The organism is Dialister hominis, from assembly GCF_007164725.1.
GTDB classification, from domain to species: Bacteria; Bacillota; Negativicutes; order Veillonellales; family Dialisteraceae; genus Dialister; species Dialister hominis.
Genome location: NZ_AP019697.1, coordinates 579,991 through 598,416, shown reverse-complemented (window position 1 = coordinate 598,416; position 18,426 = coordinate 579,991). Strand labels below are relative to the sequence as shown.

15 protein-coding genes are annotated in these 18,426 nt (G+C 49.3%); 3 read left to right on the top strand and 12 right to left on the bottom strand.

Going from position 1 to position 18,426, the window contains the following annotated elements; translation table 11 throughout:
- Positions 1–8: 8 nt before the first annotated feature.
- The 9 genes from Dia5BBH33_RS02750 to Dia5BBH33_RS02710 all read right to left on the bottom strand — a co-directional run bounded on the left by Dia5BBH33_RS02750 (position 9) and on the right by Dia5BBH33_RS02710 (position 10,257).
- On the bottom strand, positions 9–1,256 hold the full coding sequence (locus Dia5BBH33_RS02750) for a putative DNA modification/repair radical SAM protein (protein WP_143332326.1): 1,248 nt from the start codon (positions 1,254–1,256) through the stop codon (positions 9–11).
- A gap of 133 nt (positions 1,257–1,389) precedes the next feature.
- Positions 1,390–2,739 (bottom strand): AMP-binding protein, encoded by a 1,350-nt coding sequence (locus Dia5BBH33_RS02745; RefSeq protein ID WP_143332325.1) that lies wholly within the window; start codon positions 2,737–2,739, stop codon positions 1,390–1,392.
- Complete coding sequence (locus Dia5BBH33_RS02740) at positions 2,736–3,890, bottom strand: thiolase family protein (RefSeq protein ID WP_022382847.1); 1,155 nt, start codon at positions 3,888–3,890, stop codon at positions 2,736–2,738. The genes Dia5BBH33_RS02745 and Dia5BBH33_RS02740 overlap by 4 nt, the downstream gene beginning before the upstream one ends.
- A complete protein-coding gene (locus Dia5BBH33_RS02735) occupies positions 3,887–4,387 on the bottom strand; it encodes a MaoC family dehydratase (RefSeq protein WP_108849933.1) in 501 nt (166 codons plus the stop codon). The genes Dia5BBH33_RS02740 and Dia5BBH33_RS02735 overlap by 4 nt, the downstream gene beginning before the upstream one ends.
- A 46-nt stretch (positions 4,388–4,433) precedes the next feature.
- Positions 4,434–4,970, bottom strand: a complete 537-nt coding sequence (locus Dia5BBH33_RS02730; RefSeq protein WP_022382845.1) for a biotin transporter BioY — start codon at positions 4,968–4,970, stop codon at positions 4,434–4,436.
- Between the two features lie 179 nt (positions 4,971–5,149).
- Complete coding sequence (locus Dia5BBH33_RS02725; RefSeq protein ID WP_022382844.1) at positions 5,150–5,779, bottom strand: superoxide dismutase; 630 nt, start codon at positions 5,777–5,779, stop codon at positions 5,150–5,152.
- Between the two features lie 272 nt (positions 5,780–6,051).
- Positions 6,052–8,103 (bottom strand): glycine--tRNA ligase subunit beta, encoded by a 2,052-nt coding sequence (gene glyS, locus Dia5BBH33_RS02720; RefSeq protein ID WP_108849934.1) that lies wholly within the window; start codon positions 8,101–8,103, stop codon positions 6,052–6,054.
- The gene (glyQ, locus tag Dia5BBH33_RS02715) at positions 8,096–8,980 is read right to left on the bottom strand and encodes a glycine--tRNA ligase subunit alpha (protein ID WP_108849935.1); all 885 of its coding nucleotides are present in this window, start codon (positions 8,978–8,980) and stop codon (positions 8,096–8,098) included. Before glyQ ends, glyS begins: the two co-directional genes overlap by 8 nt.
- 293 nt (positions 8,981–9,273) lie before the next feature.
- Positions 9,274–10,257, bottom strand: coding sequence for an ABC transporter substrate-binding protein (locus tag Dia5BBH33_RS02710; protein ID WP_108849936.1), 984 nt, complete (start codon positions 10,255–10,257; stop codon positions 9,274–9,276).
- Positions 10,258–10,505: 248 nt separating this feature from the next.
- Here Dia5BBH33_RS02710 and Dia5BBH33_RS02705 point away from each other — a divergent pair, with 248 nt between their 5' ends.
- Positions 10,506–12,299, top strand: coding sequence for a WG repeat-containing protein (locus Dia5BBH33_RS02705; protein ID WP_108849937.1), 1,794 nt, complete (start codon positions 10,506–10,508; stop codon positions 12,297–12,299).
- 155 nt (positions 12,300–12,454) lie between these two features.
- Here Dia5BBH33_RS02705 and Dia5BBH33_RS02700 read toward each other — a convergent pair whose 3' ends face one another.
- Together Dia5BBH33_RS02700 and Dia5BBH33_RS02695 are read right to left on the bottom strand one after the other, a co-directional pair.
- A complete protein-coding gene (locus Dia5BBH33_RS02700) occupies positions 12,455–14,032 on the bottom strand; it encodes an IS1182 family transposase (RefSeq protein WP_143332110.1) in 1,578 nt (525 codons plus the stop codon).
- Positions 14,033–14,130: 98 nt separating this feature from the next.
- Positions 14,131–14,511 (bottom strand): hypothetical protein, encoded by a 381-nt coding sequence (locus Dia5BBH33_RS02695; RefSeq protein ID WP_022382839.1) that lies wholly within the window; start codon positions 14,509–14,511, stop codon positions 14,131–14,133.
- Positions 14,512–14,725: 214 nt separating this feature from the next.
- On the opposite strand from Dia5BBH33_RS02695, the gene Dia5BBH33_RS02690 reads away from it, so the two are divergent.
- Positions 14,726–15,271 carry a hypothetical protein gene (locus tag Dia5BBH33_RS02690; protein WP_143332324.1) on the top strand — a complete coding sequence of 182 codons (546 nt, stop codon included), beginning with the start codon at positions 14,726–14,728 and terminating at the stop codon, positions 15,269–15,271.
- 62 nt (positions 15,272–15,333) lie between these two features.
- Here Dia5BBH33_RS02690 and Dia5BBH33_RS02685 read toward each other — a convergent pair whose 3' ends face one another.
- Complete coding sequence (locus tag Dia5BBH33_RS02685; RefSeq protein ID WP_143332323.1) at positions 15,334–17,856, bottom strand: excinuclease ABC subunit UvrA; 2,523 nt, start codon at positions 17,854–17,856, stop codon at positions 15,334–15,336.
- Positions 17,857–17,974: 118 nt separating this feature from the next.
- On the opposite strand from Dia5BBH33_RS02685, the gene Dia5BBH33_RS02680 reads away from it, so the two are divergent.
- The gene (locus Dia5BBH33_RS02680; RefSeq protein ID WP_197710288.1) at positions 17,975–18,352 is read left to right on the top strand and encodes a winged helix-turn-helix transcriptional regulator; all 378 of its coding nucleotides are present in this window, start codon (positions 17,975–17,977) and stop codon (positions 18,350–18,352) included.
- The last annotated feature ends 74 nt before the right edge of the window (positions 18,353–18,426 follow it).

The window sequence follows — 18,426 nt, the reverse complement described above, 5'->3', positions numbered from 1 at the left end:
CAAGGAGCCTATGCCTGCCCGCCGAAAAGACTCATCTGGCGGACTTCCTCTGCCGCTTTGCCCGATATGAGCGCATTACGGAGGTCAATGCCATCAAGACTTCCCGGCGCGGAATACTTCCCGTTGATCGTCACAAAGTAGCGGGCGCGTTTCATCACGACTCCTATATTCTTCAAGTCTTCAAAATTGAGCGTCCCATAGTGGCGAAGGCGCATGATTCTAAGCGCGCTCCTGACGCCGATTCCGGGCACGCGCAGTATCATTTCATAAGGCGCGCGGTTCACTTCGACAGGGAAAAGCTCTCTGTGGCGGAGCGCCCAGCAGCACTTGGGATCGAGTTCCTCATCGAAATCAGGCTCCTCCGGCGACAGGATTTCTTCCGCATCAAAATGATAGAAGCGGAGCAGCCAGTCTGCCTGATAGAGCCGGTTCTCCCTCATGAGAGGCGGCGCTTTGACTGCAGGCAGGTTCTTCCCCTTCATGATGGGAACGTACGCGGAATAGTAGACTCTCTTCAAAGATGCCTTGCGGTACAGTCCCTGCGTCAGAAGAAGAATCTGCCGGTCGCTTTCCCCGCTGGCTCCCACGATGAGCTGCGTCGTCTGTCCGGCAGGCACAAAGGAGGGCGCTCTCTTGAATTTCTTCCTTTCTTCCTTGTTTTCCCTGATCGAGTCACGGAAAAACTTCATCGGCGCCATGATGGCCTGCTTCGTTTTCTGCGGTGCCAGAAGATGGAGCGACTTCTCCGAGGGAAGCTCTATATTGACGCTCACCCTGTCCACGTAGCGGCCAAGCTCGTTCAAAAGCTTCGGATCCGTTCCGGGAATGCCTTTCATATGGATGTACCCATTGAAATGCTCCCTTTCGCGGAGAAGCTTTGCCGTGCGGATCAAAAGCTCCGTCGTATAATCCGGCGACTTCACGATGCCGGATGAAAGGAAAAGTCCCTCTATATAGTTCCTGCGGTAAAACTCAATCGTCAAAAGCACGATTTCATCGGGCGTCAGCATGGCGCGCGGCGTATCGTTGCTCCTCCGGTTCACGCAGTATTCACAGTCATAAATGCAGGAATTCGTCATCAGGATCTTCAGCAGTGAAATGCAGCGCCCGTCCGCCGTCCAGCTGTGACAGATGCCGCTGTAATGGGCATTCCCCAGGCCGCCTGGCCGATTGGGCCGCGATGAGCCGCTTGAAGAGCAGGACACATCATACTTCGCTGCGTCTGCCAGTATATCCAGTCTGTCTTCTATGTCCATCTCTTCCTCCTAGAACATTTTTTCTATTCCATATTATAGCACAAGGACTTTTATATAGGAATAGTTGTTCTATTCTTTCAATAAAAAAGCTCTGGCGAAATGTGCAGTCATTTTGTCAGAGCTTCTTTTACTTTTATTCTTTTGATTCTTCAAGGATTTTCAAAAGCGCATCTTTATCTGTCTTTCCCGTCGATCTTTTGGGAATGGATTTGACGCGGATGAAGCGGTGAGGGATTTCCCAGATTTCCAGCTTTTCATGAAGTTTCCGTATCATCGTCCTGGTATCCGGCACATCATCCCCTGCGACAAAGGCAATAAGGCGCAGCCCGTTTTCTGATGGAACGGCAAGAAGCTCCGCTTCATCGATGCCCTCAGTCATGAGGATATGGGAAATGACGCGCTGGCGGCTGACGTGGTTTCCCTTGATATTATATACATCTTCTCTTCTTCCTGTGAAATGGAGCCATCCGTCCTTGTCAAAATAGCCCAGGTCATGGCAGGTAAAGGGAAGAGGAATATCCTCGACCCTGTACGGACTTTCTACAAAGATTTCTCCGTCCTTGATCGTGACATTAACGCCGGGGAAGGGTTTCCCCACGCTGTCAGGCATTTCAAGGATCTTGCTTCCCCGTATGCAGGAAACATAATTCAGTTCTGATGCGCCATAGTACATAACGGTATCAGATTTCGGGAAGCGCTTTTTAAGGCCGGTAAGGATCCGCTCGGTCATGAGCTGGGAACCGGTCAGGATATATTTCACAGAATCCGACGACCCGTTCATTCTTGAAAGAGGATACAGCTTGGAAGGAATCATGTAAATATGCGTTGCATGGAGTGATATGATTTCCTTCATCCATGTGCGCGGAAGGACTTTCATTGTCCCTGCAATCACCGCGCCTTCGGCCATGAAGGAAAAGAGCATGTTGAGGTTTCCCGTGAATGCCATGGATCCCTGCGTATACAGGATGGAATCTCCGTCCACACCAAAGGCCTTGTTCTGCACAGGGAAGAAATCCGCCCAGCTTTCCACACGCCGGAAAAAGATCTTTGAAAGGCCGCTGCTTCCTGAAGTCAGGACAGCAACGCCTTCTTTTCTTGTGATGCCCGTATCCTTGATTCTTCCAAAGAAAAGCCCGTCTTCCCTTTTGGAAACGGAAACGCCGCCCGTCTCGCTGTCCGTCAGGAAGAAATCAATCGGGCGCGCATCGAAGAGTTCCTCGAGTCTTTCCCCTTTGATATATTCATGGACAAGGAGCGGAACGGCTCCTGCTCTTTCCACGGCAAGGAACCAGAGCACCTGGCTTGCCGGGTCCGTCAGGTAGAGTGCAACGACCTTCCCGTGCACTTCTTCAGGCAAAGATTCCCCTTTTCCTTTTGTAAAAGCATCCGCTTCTCCATAAGTGATCGTTTTCCCGTCAAGAGAAAGAAAAGCATGATCCGGCCTGTCCTTCCCCCAGCGGATCACATAATCGGATAATTTCATTCTTCCGCCTCCGTGCGCTTTACAAGGATGGCTTCACCGACACCGCCGGCAGCAGGAATGGCAGCCGCGCCAAGACGCCCTTCCTTCTCCCGGAGGATTTCCATCAGATGGATCATGATCTCAGCGCCGGATGCGCCATAAGGATGCCCGTAGGCAAGAGCGTTTCCTGCCTGATTGAGACGCCCGGCCACTTCAGGATGCTTCTTCATGAAATGCGCGCTGATGACGGCAAATGCTTCGTTATACTCGAAAGCATCGATATCCTCGTAAGTGAGCTGATTGGCCTCAAGCATTTCCGATACCGCCGCGTCCGCCGCAAGAGGCGGCACCTTGGGATCGCTGCCGATGAGCCTCGTATCTGCGATTTCAAAGGCAGGCGTGATTTCATGTTCATCCGCCCAAGCTTCAGAAACAAGAAGAAGGAAAGCGGCTCCGTCATTCATTGTGCAGGAGTTGGCGGCCGTCAGTATCCCGTCCTGGAAATCCGTCACGCGCGGCGCCCTTTCCAGAAGCTTCCTGCTCATTCTGGGACGGATGGCTTCATCCCTTGTACTGCCAAAGAGGGGCAGGATGACATCCCTGAATATTCCATTTTCGGATGCATCTTTTGCAAGCATCTGGCTTCTAAGCGCCGCTTCATCCGCTTCTTCCCTTGTAATGCCTGCCGCTTTGGCAGCTCGTTCTGCCCCAAGGAGCATGGCATCGTCTCCGAATTCTCCCGGCATGAACTGCGCCGCTGTGAATTCCGGATTCCTGAGCTTTGCCCTTTCATCATGATCGGCATATATTCTTTTTGGCTGGAGGGATGCACTTTCCGCGCCGCCTGCCAGGACTACATCGCACTGCCCTGCCGCAATCCTGCCTGCGGCCATATCGATGGCGGCAAGACCGGAAGCGCACTGGAGATCAAGCGTAAAAGCAGGCACCCTTTCAGGGAAACCGCTTTCCAAAAGAAGCAGTCTTCCGATATTTCCTCCGGGTCCCACTGCATTCCCGCAAATGCAAAGGTCCGGCACGACGCTGTACCTTCTGCAAAGCTCGGCGGCTACACGACCGCCCAGCACTTCGGGCCTTACTGATTTGAAAATCCCATACCGGATCCCGATATGCGACCGGAGTCCTCCTAATATATATACCTTCCTGTCTCTCATGATCTCACCGCCACAAAGCACAACTGATCCGTGTATCCTTCAATCTTCTGATCTTTCTCCATCAAGTATACTTCTTCTCCGCTGAAGACGGGATGATGGAACGAAATTTTCATGCCATCTGAGGGATACTCTTCCATCACGGATTCAAAAATCTGAAATCCGCTGACGACGGGTTTCTCTGTGTAATGGATTTCATTATGGTCGCCAAGCGCTTTGCTGTAAGCTCTGACTTCATCTGCTGAAAATGATTTCCAGAAGGCGGCTTCATCGGGCCGCTTCTCTCCTTCTTTGGGAGCAGAAGGTTTTGAAAGGATGAGCTCAAGAAATTCCCCGCTTTCCCTGCCGCGGACGGCCACGCGGAGAAGTTTCCCATCGCGGATGATTTCCTCATACGCTTTATTTTCTCCATTTCCTTTTTTATATGTCAGCCTGCCCATCAGCATCCCCTGCCACTCCGGGCGCCATATGCGGCAGATGGCCTTTACTGCATCTTTCATATTTCCTCCTATGAAAAAACCGTTCCCTGGGGAACGGTCTTATGAATCAGTTGGTTCCGATCAGTCTCTTGCGGTATCTGCTGATCAGGTAAGAGGCCAAAACGATCTTTGTGATATCCCCCGGCAGGAACGGGAACATGCAGAGAAGCATGGAAGCCCAGAGTCCGTTTCCGGTCAGGAACATGAACCATGCCAGTCCCATCGTATAGCAGGCTGCCGTACCAAGTACTGTGCCAAGGAGCATGTTCTTGAATGTGAAGCCGAGCTTTTCACCGACAAGGCCGACGATGAATGCCATGACTGCAAAGCCGACGATGAATCCGCCGGATGGTCCCGCAATGACGGAAACGCCTGCGCGCATCATGGAGAATACAGGAACACCTGCCATGCCAAGAAGCAGGTAGATGACAAGACTCAGGAAACCGTAGCGCTTGCCAAGGAATCCGCCTGCCATGAGGGCTGCAAAGGAGCCCAGAGTGATCGGCACCGGCTGGATCGGTATTGTCAGCTGCGAGAATACGGCGCAGACTGCTGTAAAGAGAGCACACATGACCTGCATGCGTACAGAATGATTATTTCCCATAAGAACCCCTCCGTGTAGTGATTTACTTGAATTATTATAGTCACTTGGTTGATTTATGTCAACTAGATTTCATTAACAGTTGACAATTAATTTACTGCTCTTCTCACATTTAAAAACCCGCCCAGAAGGGCGGGTCTTTGTGAGGTGATTATCATTAAGGGTATCCTTAATTTTCGTGATTATTTGCCGCAGTGTCTTGCTTCCTGAGACTTCTTGTACTGTTCATTGACAAAGTCCCAGTTGATGATGCGGAACCATTCATTGATGTAATCAACGCGGCGGTTCTGATACTTCAGGTAGTAAGCATGTTCCCAGACGTCCAGGCAGAGCAGCGGTCTCTTCCCTTCTGTCAGCGGGTTATCCTGGTTGGCAGTGGAAAGAATTTCAAGCTTGTCGCCGTCAGCGACGAGCCATGCCCAGCCGCTTCCGAAACGGCCTGCGGCAGCAGCAGCAAACTGTTTCTTGAATTCTTCATAGGAACCGAAGGTTTCCTTGATCTTGTCAGCAACAGGGCCTGCAAATGCAGTCTGTCCTTCCGGAGCCATCATTTCCCAGAATAGGGTGTGGTTGTATGTTCCGCCGCCATTGTTGCGGACAGCGCCTTTGATGTCTTCCGGCAGATGATTCAGATGAGCGATCAGGAATTCAACTGATCTTTCAAACAGTTCCGGATGAGCTTCCAGTGCCTTGTTCAGGTTTGCTACGTAGGTTGCATGATGTTTATCATGATGGAAACGCATGGTGTCTGCATCGATCACAGGTTCAAGAGCGTCATAAGCATAAGGTAAAGCGGGTAATTCAAAAGCCATAATAAACTCTCCTCTCATATGTAAACTTATCTAAAGATATTTAGTTAACAACTAACTCTGAATATATTGTATCATAAATTTTCGAAATAGTCAAACGTATTTCGATATAGAAATTTCATAATGTGTTGCGTTTTTGTGACCATTCATTATCATTTAGATCGAATTTTGTAAACATAAAGAGAGATCCTTTTGATTTATCCCCTTCCCGGCATGAAAAAAGAGCCTCTCCGGCTAGAAGAGACTCCTTTTTATTATTGATGCTTTATGTCCTATCAGACGAGCTTGCTGAAATCGCCCCATGCGCGGAAGAGATCCAGTGCAGAGATCAGCTGGGAAACACGGTTGGCCTTGACCTTTTCATCATCGACCATAACCATGACGTTGTCCAGGTAATCATTGATCGGAGCTGTCAGCTTCTTCAGGGAAGCAAGAGCTTTTCCGTACTGGTATTCCTTGTAGAGCGGAAGAACTTCAGCTTTCACTTCATCAAGTGCTGCCTGCAGGTTCTTTTCATATTCTACTTCAAAGAGGGACGGATCGACTGCTCCGCCTTCCTTGTCCTTGGTGATGTTTGCCAGTCTTGTGACAGCCTGACGGAGATCGGTTTCATCCTTCAGCTGGCTTTCTGCCATGGCTCTTGCTTTCAGGAAGAGAGCTTCGATGTCGTCGACCGGGCCTGCGAGGACTGCGTCAATGATATCGTAAGCAATGCCTTCATCGAGCATGATGGCTTTGATTCTCTGGCGGAAGAATTCTTCGATCTGGCCCAGAGCTGTTTCCTTGGCTTCCTTTTCACCCGGGAGGAGTTCGAGCGCTTTTCTGATGCCTTCCCTGATATCCCAGTGGATGCCGCCGTCAGTCAGGATGTTGACAGCGCCGATGGTCTGTCTTCTCAAAGCAAACGGATCCTGGGAGCCTGTCGGAATGAGGCCGCGGAGGAATGTAGCAGCGAGGTTGTCGAGCTTGTCAGCCATGGAAAGAACACGGCCGATGGATTCCTGCGGGAGGATATCGCCGGCAAATCTTGGCATGTACTGTTCGAAAATGGCCTGTGCAACGTTCTTCTTTTCACCGTCGAGGAGAGCATATTCCTTGCCCATTTCGCCCTGCAGTTCAGTGAATTCGGTAACCATGCCGGTAGCAAGGTCGGATTTGGAAAGGTAAGCTGCTCTTTCTGCATCAGCCTTTTCATCAGCGGAAAGGTTCCATCCGTCGCAGATGAAATCAGACAGCTTCTGGAGGCGGTCAGCCTTGTCAAGCATGGTGCCCATGCCTTCCTGATAGTTGATGCGGGTCAGGTCTTCCCGGTGGCCTTCCAGGCTCTTCTTCCTGTCGTTTTCAAAGAAAAACTTAGCGTCGTCAAGGCGGGCGCGGAGAACGCGTTCATTGCCGATCTGTACGTTATGGATTGCCTTTGTGCCGCCGTTTCTGACGGTAAGGAAGTACGGCATCAGGGAGCCGTCTTCATTTCTGACAGGATAGTATCTCTGATGATCTCTCATCGGGGTAACGACAGCCGGTACCGGAAGCTTCAGGAATTCTTCATCGATGCGGCCATAGAGAGGTGTCGGATATTCAACGAGGTAGTTGATTTCTTCAAGAAGGTCTGCATTGTGCCAGACATTGCCGCCCAGTTCTTCCGCCTTGGCAAGAAGGCCCTTGCGGATCATGTCGCGGCGTTCATCCTGATCGACAATGACAAATGCCTTGCGCATGGTTTCCTTGTAGTTTTCCGGGCTTTCAATCGTGACATCTTCCTTGCAGAGAAAACGATGTCCGCGGCTGATTCTGCCGCTCTTGACATGAGCAAATTCCATCGGAACGACTTCGCTGCCGCAGAGAGCGACGATCCAGCGGATCGGACGGATGAAACGGGCTTCCTCATCAGCCCAGCGCATGCTTCTTGTGAAGTTCAGTCCTGTAATGAGGGACGTGAAAAGAGAAGGAAGGATGTCTTCGATCTTTTTGCCTTCATTGACGACATGAGCCCATGTATATTCGCCTTCCCTGATAAGCTCGGAAGGATCGATATGCTGTCCTCTTGCAAAGCCCTGTGCCGCTCTGGTCGGATTGCCGTCTTCATCAAAAGCAGCCTTAATGGACGGGCCGCGCTTCTTGACTTCTTCATCAGGCTGGCGGTCAGCAGCTTCCTTGACGAGGACTGCGAGTCTTCTCGGTGTTGCGTAAACGGTGATTTCCTTAAGGGAAATGCGATTTTCTCCGAAGGCATTTTCCGCCAGAACGCGGAGCTGATCAACGACTCCGGACATAATATTAGCCGGCATTTCTTCCGTGCCGATTTCCAAAAGCAGATTCTTACTCATTTCCCTCGCCTCCCTTCAGCATGGGGAATCCCAGTTCCTTGCGCTTCTTCAGCCATTCCTTGGCGCACATTCTTGCCATGTTTCTGACGCGTGCGATATATTCCGTTCTTTCAGAAAGGGAAATAGCGCCGGCAGCATCCAGAAGGTTGAATGCATGGGAACATTTCAGTACATAATCGTAAGCTGGAAGGACGAAGCCCTTCTTGACTACGCGGGTTGCTTCTTTTTCATACATGTCAAACAGCTTGAAGAGCATATCATGGTCAGAAAGCTCATAGCTGTAAACGGACTGTTCATATTCGTTTTCATGCCATACGTCGCCGTAGGTAACGCCGTCAGTCCATTCCAGATCATAGACATTGTCCTTTTCCTGAATGTACATGGCAATACGTTCGAGACCGTATGTGATTTCAACGGCTACCGGATGTTCATCAATGCCGCCGACCTGCTGGAAATAGGTGAACTGGGTGATTTCCATGCCGTCGAGCCATACTTCCCAGCCGATGCCCCATGCGCCGAGCGTCGGGGATTCCCAGTTGTCTTCTACGAAGCGGATATCATGTTCTTCCGGATCGATGCCGAGTTCCTTCAAGGATTCGAGATAGGTCTCCTGGATATTGTTCGGGGACGGTTTCATAATCACCTGGAACTGATGATGCTGGTACAGACGGTTCGGGTTGTCGCCGTATCTTCCGTCATCCGGGCGGCGGGACGGTTCAACGTATGCTACGTTCCATGGTTCCGGTCCGATGGTGCGAAGGAATGTCGCAGGGTTCATCGTGCCTGCGCCCTTTTCCACGTCATATGGCTCTCCCAGTACGCATCCCTGTTTTGACCAGAAACGCTGGAGTGCCAGAATAATCTGCTGAAATGTCATATTTCCTCCTGAAAACAATCTGAAAAACAATAAAAAATCCCTGTAACAATATAGTTACAGGGACGAGTTACAGGGATCATTAACCCGCGGTTCCACCCTCATTGGCCATTGGCCCGCCTTAATTGATAGCAGCCCTACTCTGTTCAGGCAGCAGCTCCGAAACGCCTTCCGCACCATACCGGTCTCTCACTGTCACCGGATCGCTGACTGTGCGTACTCCTTTTCTTCATCGCCGTAGTTATGGAAACATAATAACAAATGCAGGGCTAAATGTAAAGCAGTTATGCAAGTATTCAATTCCCATTGACCGTCATACTATCCGGATCATCAAAGAGTTCAGGATAAACGGCCTTTGCGCTTGCCTCCACGGAATCGGTGATGTGCTGCGACATGACAAACTTGTACCTCTCAGGGAATGGCACCATCCTATGGTTCTTCACTGCCTTCACATCCTGGAAAGCAGGATTCGACAGGATCTCATGAGCAAACTCGCTTTCACTCATGTGCATGCCGGACTGCCAGACCGGCAGAAGAATCACATCCGGATCGATGGCCGGCAGCACTTCCATGGAAATAAAGGTGCTGCTTCCCCTTGGAATCTCGCGGATATCATAGATGGCGGCGCCATCCTTCACATGTGCCATTTCAAGGACTTCCGCAAACAAAGTCCCCTTCTTTCCAAGGATGCCCCTGAAGGAAAGTCCGAGCGCTTTCCTTTCCTGGTCTGGCGAAATTGCGGAAAGCTTCTTTTCCAAAGCATCCCGCTTTTCCCTCATATCCTCTATCATCTGATTTCCCTTGTCCTCTTCATCGACCGCCTTTGCAATCCCCTTAATCCTTACCTCCATATCATCCCAGTTCTTTGGAATGATTGAGACAAACACAGGCACGCCGGATGCAGAAAGTGTCTGGACGAAATTGGCAGGCGTTCCCTTAGAAACGAGGACCAGATCCGGCTTAAGCGCCATGACGGCTTCCGGATTGAGATCCATCGTGCGCCCCACCGCTTCCTTTTCCTTCTTCGTCACAAAAGTGATTCCTTCATCCCCTGCATATTTAGAAAGCGCACTGATCCGCTTCGTACTTACAAGCCCAAGAAGGACTTCATCAGTGCCATACGTCAGGGAAATGATATGCGACGGCTTTTCAGGGATCCTTACTTCCCTTCCCGCATCATCAGTCAACACGCGCCCAGTCGAACTTTTCTCAACCATGCAGCCGGTAAGCATGGCCATCGAAAGAAAGCAGCAGAAGAAAATCAGGAAAAACTTTTTCATAATACCTCTCAAAGAACAGCTTCTTTTTATGATCAGAACGAACATTGGAATTCATGCTATACTTATCAAGTTATGCCCCGTTATTAGAATGATGTCAATTATTCTGTAATATTAAATTAATCTTTTGCTTATAATACACCAATTATATTTTCTTTTTAAAGCTTATATCGAAATATGCTAAAATAAAGGCAAATGAAACTAACACTGGAAAAGAAAGCTTTCCCAGATTTATTCTGTGAGGTGATTCTATGTTCCATCATCAACTGGCAGCCATTCTTGCGGCGGCCGCTCTTACGCTTTCGGCAAATGTCTATGCAGCTGAAACCCCTCAGCCTTCTGAAGCTCTTTCCCCTGTCCCCTTTGCAGCGGGCGTTGAAAAGGATGGCAAGTGGGGCGCGCTTGACGCGTCGGGCAAGGTCGTCATTCCCCTTTCTTATGACAAGGAAGCAGTTTCCCTTTCTGATTCTGAAGACCAGGAAGCTGACCTTGCGAGCCAGGCGGGCCGTGACAACCTGATCGAGGTATCAAAGGGCAAGCTTCGCGGCTTCTACAACAGGGAAGGCAAAGTCATCGTCCCTGTTTCCTATGAAAGCCGTTCTGTCTGGAAGGACAATGCGCTTGCGGTCAAGCTTCCCGACAGCAAGATACGCTTCTATCGGGAAGACGGCACTGTCATCTCCGATCACATGTATGATCAGGTCTCTGATTTCCAGGGCGGCTCTGCCATTGTCAAGCTGGATGGCAAGTACGGCTACCTTTTCTATGACGGAAAGGAAATTGCGCCTCTCTACCAGGAAGCGCGCTGGTTTGCTGAGGGGCTTGCGCCTGTAAAGATGGACGGGAAATGGGGCGTCATCAATCAGACCGGCGCCGTTGTCATCGAGCCTTCTTATAAGGATTCAGGGCCATCCTTCAGCAGCGGTCTTCTGGCAGTCAAGAATAAGGAAAATCTCTGGGGTTTCATCAATAAGGAAAATACACCTGTCGTACCCTTCTCTTATGAAGAAGCTGTACCTGTTTTTTCCGAACACCTGACAGCCGTCAAGAATAAGGAAGGCCTCTGGGGCTTTATCAATGACGAGGGAACGGTTGCTGTAAAGCCGCAGTTCAAGCGCGTCATGACAGAATTTTCTGAAGGCCTGGCAGGTGTCAAGACAATCGACAGCGGCGCTTATATCAAGCCGGACGGGACGATTGCTTTCATGGCTGATTATGACATGCTCTTCCCCTTCGAAGATGGTCTGGCAGAAGTCAGGAAGGGCGAGGTCAGGGAAGAAGGCGTCGTACGCCGCTATCCTGTCTCGATCGGAATCGGCTGGGGCTGGGGCCACTGGCTGCGTCCCCACCATCACCACCGCTATCACAGCGGATGGGGTTTTGGCATCGGTTTCCCGCTCTGGGATCCGTGGGGCTATGAATACGGAACGGTTCCAACCGTCCTTGTCAAACGCGGTTACATCGATAATACCGGCAAGGTCATTGCAAGCACGTCGAATGCTCGCGTCTTCCCGGCATCGAGCCGCGGCATCCTTGTTTTCAATAATGACCGCTACGGCTGGGAAAACAGGAGCGGCACATTCATTGCCCACATCGCTTACAAAGCAGTCATCCCCGTCGATGAAGCAGGCATCCTCATCTGCAGGAATGACAAGGGAGACTGGGGCGTCCTTTCCATGGACGACGGCAAAGAACTCGTTCCCTTCTCTTACGATGAGATCAAGTACCTGGGAAGCTCGATCCTTTCCTATAAGCAGGACGGGAAATACGGCATCCTTGATAAGGATGGGAAAGTCATTTCCGCTCCCCTCTACCGCGAAACGGGCACTGCTTCCTGCGGCCTGATTCCTGTGAAGGATGATGCATGGAAGGTCATCAGCTATGATGGCAGCGACGTCATCGTTTTCCCAAAGAAGATCAGCCAGATGACGTCCTTCATGAATGACAGGGCCGGCGTCAAAGTCGATGGCAAGTGGGGCCTTATCGATACAAAAGGAAACTGGATCGTTTCCCCAACGTACGATAACCTGAAATTCTTTGAATAAATTCACAATAAAGGGGCTGTGACAAAATGGTTAATCATTTTGTTGCAGCCTCTTTTTTGCGTCTTTATTTCATCATTTTTAGCTCTGCTGTAAGCCTTTTACGTAAAAATGCGCGTAAGCCCCCTTACCCCCATAAGACTTTTAATTATATTGTCTTAGGCGGCAATCCTTATACGCATTATTTTTGTGATGTATTTCCTTAAATTATAGCCAAGTGCTACCAGGTATAACTCGGCTTTTACAGAATCTATCCCTTTTCTGACGATTCTTTTGTACCATCTGTCATGTTTCATGATTCCAAAAGTTCCTTCAGCCTGGATTGACCGGTTCATTCTTAGCAGGGCTCCATGGATGCTTTCCAGATTATCCTGAACCTCCTGGTACATGTTATTCCGTTCTCTGCTCAATGAGATTCTTTTGTTCTTCGGGGTCTTTTTACATTGCTCTGCCAGCGGGCATCCTTGGCAGTCTTCGCATTCAAATACTTCCTCCTGCCTGCCGTATAAGTTCCCTCTGACCAGATGTCTATAGATAAATTTGAAAGCCCTGTCATTTGGACAACGGATGGTTCCATTCTCATCAACTCTAAAGTTTATTGGCCGAAACGGATTGGTATGGTATTTCTTGTCTTTCGTTTCTTTCTTGTACATGGGGAATTTCATATACTTTTCCATACCGTGCTGCTCGCAATAGATGTAATTGTTGAAAGATCCATATCCTGCATCTGCCACAGGATACTTAGGATAAGCCCCATAGACTTCGTGGAATTCCTCCATCAGCGGTACGAAGCAATCCATATCTGAACGATACTGGTTAACATCAATTACGGCAATAAATTCATCGGCAACACCTATTTGGACATTGTATGCAGGCAGAAGCTGATCATTTCCCATGTAGTCCGACTTGATTCGCATGAATGTTGCATCCGTATCGGTCTTCGAATAACTGTTTCTGGAAGTACCGCATATCTGTATCTTCTCAACATATTCTTCAAGTTTTGATGTATATGCCTTAAGCTGCTCATACTTGCGTTGATGATCGGACTTGCGATGCCCGCTTCCATGAACAAAGGCCGTCTCATCAATCTGCCAGATTTCTTTTAATTTATCCAATACCAGACGCAGATAGTCCGGAGCGTATTCTGTATTGATGTTTACACTCATATGGTCATACTTAAGATCATCATTGAGTAACTCAAAAAGGCTGGTAATCTTGGCAAAATGCTTGTAGCGGGATTTTTCAGCGGATTTCTTCCATACCCAGCTGTATTTATTTGCGTTCGCTTCAAACTTGGAACCGTCAATATATATATGCTGCAAATCCACGTTGAGTTTGCCGCAGAGTTCTTTCGTAATTGAATAAAAGATATCCTTGAGAGAATACTTAAGAAAGCCCTTCACGAAATGACAGAATGTCCGATAGGATGGGGCTTCATAATTCATCAGGTACATATATCTGATATTAACCCTGCAATTATCTTCAAGTTTTCTAAAAGAGCAATATCCTTCTTCTGCGAAACCATAGATGATCGTTTTCAGCATGTTGACGGGATTATACCTGGGTCTGCCAGCGCCACGCGTCGGTATGTAACGAAGGTACTTTTTAAGATCGATTTCCTCCATAAATCTGTCATACATTAAAACAGGATCATCGACATTGAGAATCTCAGAGGGAAACATTGGCAAAATGCCTTGTTCTGCGGTAAAATGATTGCTAGTGTTGTTATTTTTCATTGTAAAAAATTATAACACGAAAGGCTCTGCCCCGGACCAAATGATCCGGGGCAGAGCCTTTTTTGTTGGGATGAATTTTGTCACATCCCCTTTTTCGTTTACAGAATTGTTGCCAGAAGGAAGAGAAGAATCAGGAGAAGCAGCATCTGCATGTTGTTTCTGCTCCTGACCTTTCTGTCGGTCACATGCACGCCCCAGTTCCATTTCGTATAAAGGACCAGCGTGATCCAGAGCATGAAGGAAACGAGGGTATATTTCAGGATGGAATCAGGCACAACGCCGGGAACAAGCCCTCTTTCCGAAAGCGGTACGAGAATCAGCATGATGCAGACAAGGATCGTCAAAGGATAGAGGAAGACCTTCGGCGCCTCCCTGACAATGAAAGCTTCTTCTTTTGTCATCCTGTAATGCAGAAGATATGTCTTGATAAACCAAAGGCATATGAAAATGGAAATAATATCGCCAAGGTAATTATTCATGAGCTGCTCTCCTCCAGTGTCCTGTATTACTTACTATTATCTGTCATCAGGCGCTGCATGACAAGCAGGATTATCTGTTTTACTGTTATCTTATCGATAGTTATAAAAATTTTGTGAGATAGCAGGTTTTCCTGCCCAATGATAAACTTAGATATAAATCAAAATAGAATTTCTATCTGTTCCTGCTTTTTCCTTCCTTCAAGGAGTGTGATTTATGAACCGTCTGCATCAATATGTTTCCCGTTTGCTGCACCTGCCTTCTGACGCATCACGTTCTTTTGGAAAACTGCGTCTCGAAGAATCCATCGACCGCATGGATTCCTCCATTGAAACAGTGCCAAAAGCAGAATGGATCCACGACGGCATGACAGACAGTGAAATCGTAAAAGCTGTCTATTACGGCACTTTTCCCCTTCATATCCTTTCCCTTGATATCGACAGGAATATGGAACTGACCTTTCATAACGAAAAGCTCTGGATCATTTCCTTTACAACGATTCCCGAGCACTGGATGATTTACCGCCCCGCCAGAGACTACCTCATCCACGCTTTGACAAAGGGCCTTGGCGTCAGTCCCGGTCTGTCTGAAAAGCACCACCCTTTCTGGGTCAATGATGACGTGACCGCCGAAATCATCAGCGAGGAAAATGCTGACGGCTTATCGAAGCTGACACTGAAAATCGCATCCATGGACATCAGCATGGAAGTCTGGAAAGAAAAGCGCATCCGCGAAAGGCAGTTTTCAAAATCAGGACTTTAAATAATGAATATAAAGCGAGCCGCAGAATGGGCAGTCATTCTGCGGCTCCTTTTTTCGTGCATTTATTTCAGCGGGCGAAGGTATTTCCCTGTGATGCTCTTGGGGGAATCTGCAATTTCTTCCGGCGAACCGCAGGCAATGATGCGTCCGCCCTCTTCTCCGCCGCCCGGGCCCATGTCGATGATGTAATCGGCATTCCGTATGACGTCAAGATCATGCTCGATGACAATGAGCGTCGCGCCGTGGTCGACAAGTGCGCGGAATACAGAAAGGAGTGTCCTTACATCGAGCGGATGGAGGCCGATGGTCGGTTCATCAAAAATGAAAATCGTATCTTCCTGGGCGCGCCCCATTTCGCTTGCCAGCTTGAGCCTCTGCGCTTCCCCACCGGAAAGTCCCGGCGTTTCTTCTCCCAGTGTCAGGTACCCGAGGCCCAGTTCCCTCAAAACCTCGAGTCTTCTTTTGACGAGTTTCATGTCCTGGCAGAATCCGAGCGCATGATTCACATCCATGTCCATCAGTTCAGGAAGGGATCTTGCTTCTCCCTTTTTATTCACAAGACGGATGCCTTCTGCGTCCTTCCCATAGCGCGAGCCATGGCAGGACGGGCAGGGAATCTCCACATCCGGCAGGAACTGTACATCCAGGCTGATGACGCCTGTCCCGTCACAGACTGGACATCTGAGTTTTCCCGTATTGTAAGAGAAATCTCCTGCTTTGAATCCCTTTTCCCTGGCACCTTCGCTCCTGGCGTAGATTTTTCTCAGCTCATCATGGACATTCGCATAAGTCGCAACCGTCGATCGTACATTGATGCCAATCGGCGTAGAATCGATAAGTTTGACATTCTTTATGCCGGAAGGATCGATAGAAGGCACATGGCCGAGGAGTTTTTCGCCTGCAAGCGCTGCCAAAAGTCCCGGGATAAGACTTTCAAGCACCATGGTCGTCTTTCCAGAGCCGGATACACCTGTCACGACCGTGAGCCTTCCCTTAGGGATTTCTGCGTCAAGCGGCTTTACTGTATGGATCGGCCCCGTTTTCATCCGGATGCATCCTTCGCTGAAGATTTCTTCCTTGGGAATAACAGGAAATACGCGGCGCGGATAATTTCCGGAAAGGAAACGGCCTATTTTCGACTTTGGATTTTTGCCGATTTCTTCGACAGTCCCCTCTGCAATGACATTTCCTCCATCACTTCCCGCATCAGGCCCCATTTCAACAATCCAGGATGCTTCTTTCAGGATCTGCGTGTCATGATCGACAAGGACGACGGAGTTCCCGTCGCTGACGAGATCTTTCATGACGCCGCAAAGCCCCTCGATATTCGAAGGATGAAGTCCTATCGACGGTTCATCCAGGACATAAAGGACGCCGGTCGTCCTGTTCCGGACCGCTCTTGCCAGCTGCATTCTCTGCCTTTCGCCGGTAGAGAGCGTGCTTCCTGCCCTGTCCAGCGAAAGATAGGACAGGCCAAGATCCATCAGCCCTTTTGCTGTCCTCAGAAATGATCCGCAGATGCTTTCAGCCATCGGACGCATTTCTTCCGGAAGAGACTCCGGAACGCCCTTCACCCATTCTGTGATTTCACCAAGGGTCATGCGGCATGCTTCATCGATTGAAATCCCGCGAAGATGCGGCTTTCTGGCAGTCTCTGAAAACCGGCTCCCTTGGCAGTCAGGACATGTTTCCTCTTTCAGGAAACGGCTGACGCGCTTCATGCCCTTGTCATCCTTGACTTTGGCCAGCGCATTTTCCACGGTATGGACGGCGCTGTAATACGTGAAGTCGAGTTCGCCTGCTTCATTGGAACCGTTCTTCGGCCTGTAGAAGATATGCTTTTTGACAGCCGGCCCATCATAGACGATTTCCTTTTCTTCATCCGTGAGGTCCTTGAACGGGATATCTGTCCTGACGCCCATTGCGCGGCAGACGTCTGTCATAAGAGACCACATCAGTGTTTTCCAGGGAGCAACGGCGCCGTCGTCAATGGAAAGATTTTCATCGGGTATGAGAGACGCGCGGTCGACCATGTGCACCATGCCCGTACCTCCGCATGTGCGGCAGGCACCCTGGCTGTTAAAGGAAAGCTCTTCGGCTGAAGGCGCATGGAAATGAACGCCGCAGACGGGACAGGTAAGTTCCTTCCCTGCTGCCACATTCAAAGAAGGCAGGACATAATGCCCGTTGGGACATTCGTGGCTGGCCAGCCTTGAATACATGAGGCGGAGCCCGTTCAGAAGCTCCGTTCCCGTACCAAAGGTAGAGCGAATTCCCGGCACCGCCGGTCTCTGATGAAGCGCAAGAGCAGCCGGAATGTAGAGCACTTCATCCACATCTGCTCTTGCTGCCTGCGTCATGCGTCTCCTCGTATAAGTGGAAAGCGCCTCCAGGTACCTTCCCGATCCTTCCGCATAGAGGACGCCGAGCGCCAAAGATGACTTGCCCGAACCGGAAACCCCTGCAATGCCCGTAATCGTTCCCAAGGGAATATCCACGTCGATATTTTTAAGGTTATGGACGCGGGCGCCTCTGACCTCTATGCTTGATGGCGCATCCGCTGCTTTTTCATACTGTTTCTCCATATTTCCCATCCTTTATTTTCCCTGCAATTGACATTTCACTATATAAAAAATATACTATATCCAAAATTTAAATCAAGTACAGAAAATGCATGTGCCTGCCGCGTAAAGGAGAATTCCTATGGAATACATGACATACGAAGAATACCTGGTCAATGTGAAAAAAGGAATCGTGACCGATCTCGGCCACTGTCCCGTCACGCCGCTCCTCCTGATGCTGCAGGGAAAGTGGAAAGCCCAGATCCTTTATGAACTCTGTATCCACGATACGGCAAGATTCGGACTTTTGAAACGGATGCTCAAAGTAATCACGAATGCATCCCTTACGAAGGCTCTCCGCGAGCTGGAATCTGACGGGCTCATCAAAAGGGAACAATTCAATGAAATCCCGCCCCATGTAGAGTACTCTCTCACGGAAAAAGGAAACGATCTTCAGCCCATTTTTTATGAAATCATGAAATGGGGCTTCCATTACGACAGCGACGGAAATGCCATATAATATTTGATCACCCCTGCATCTGTTTACCTGCAGGGGATTTTCTTTATATAATGATTCGCTCAGGTAAAGCATCT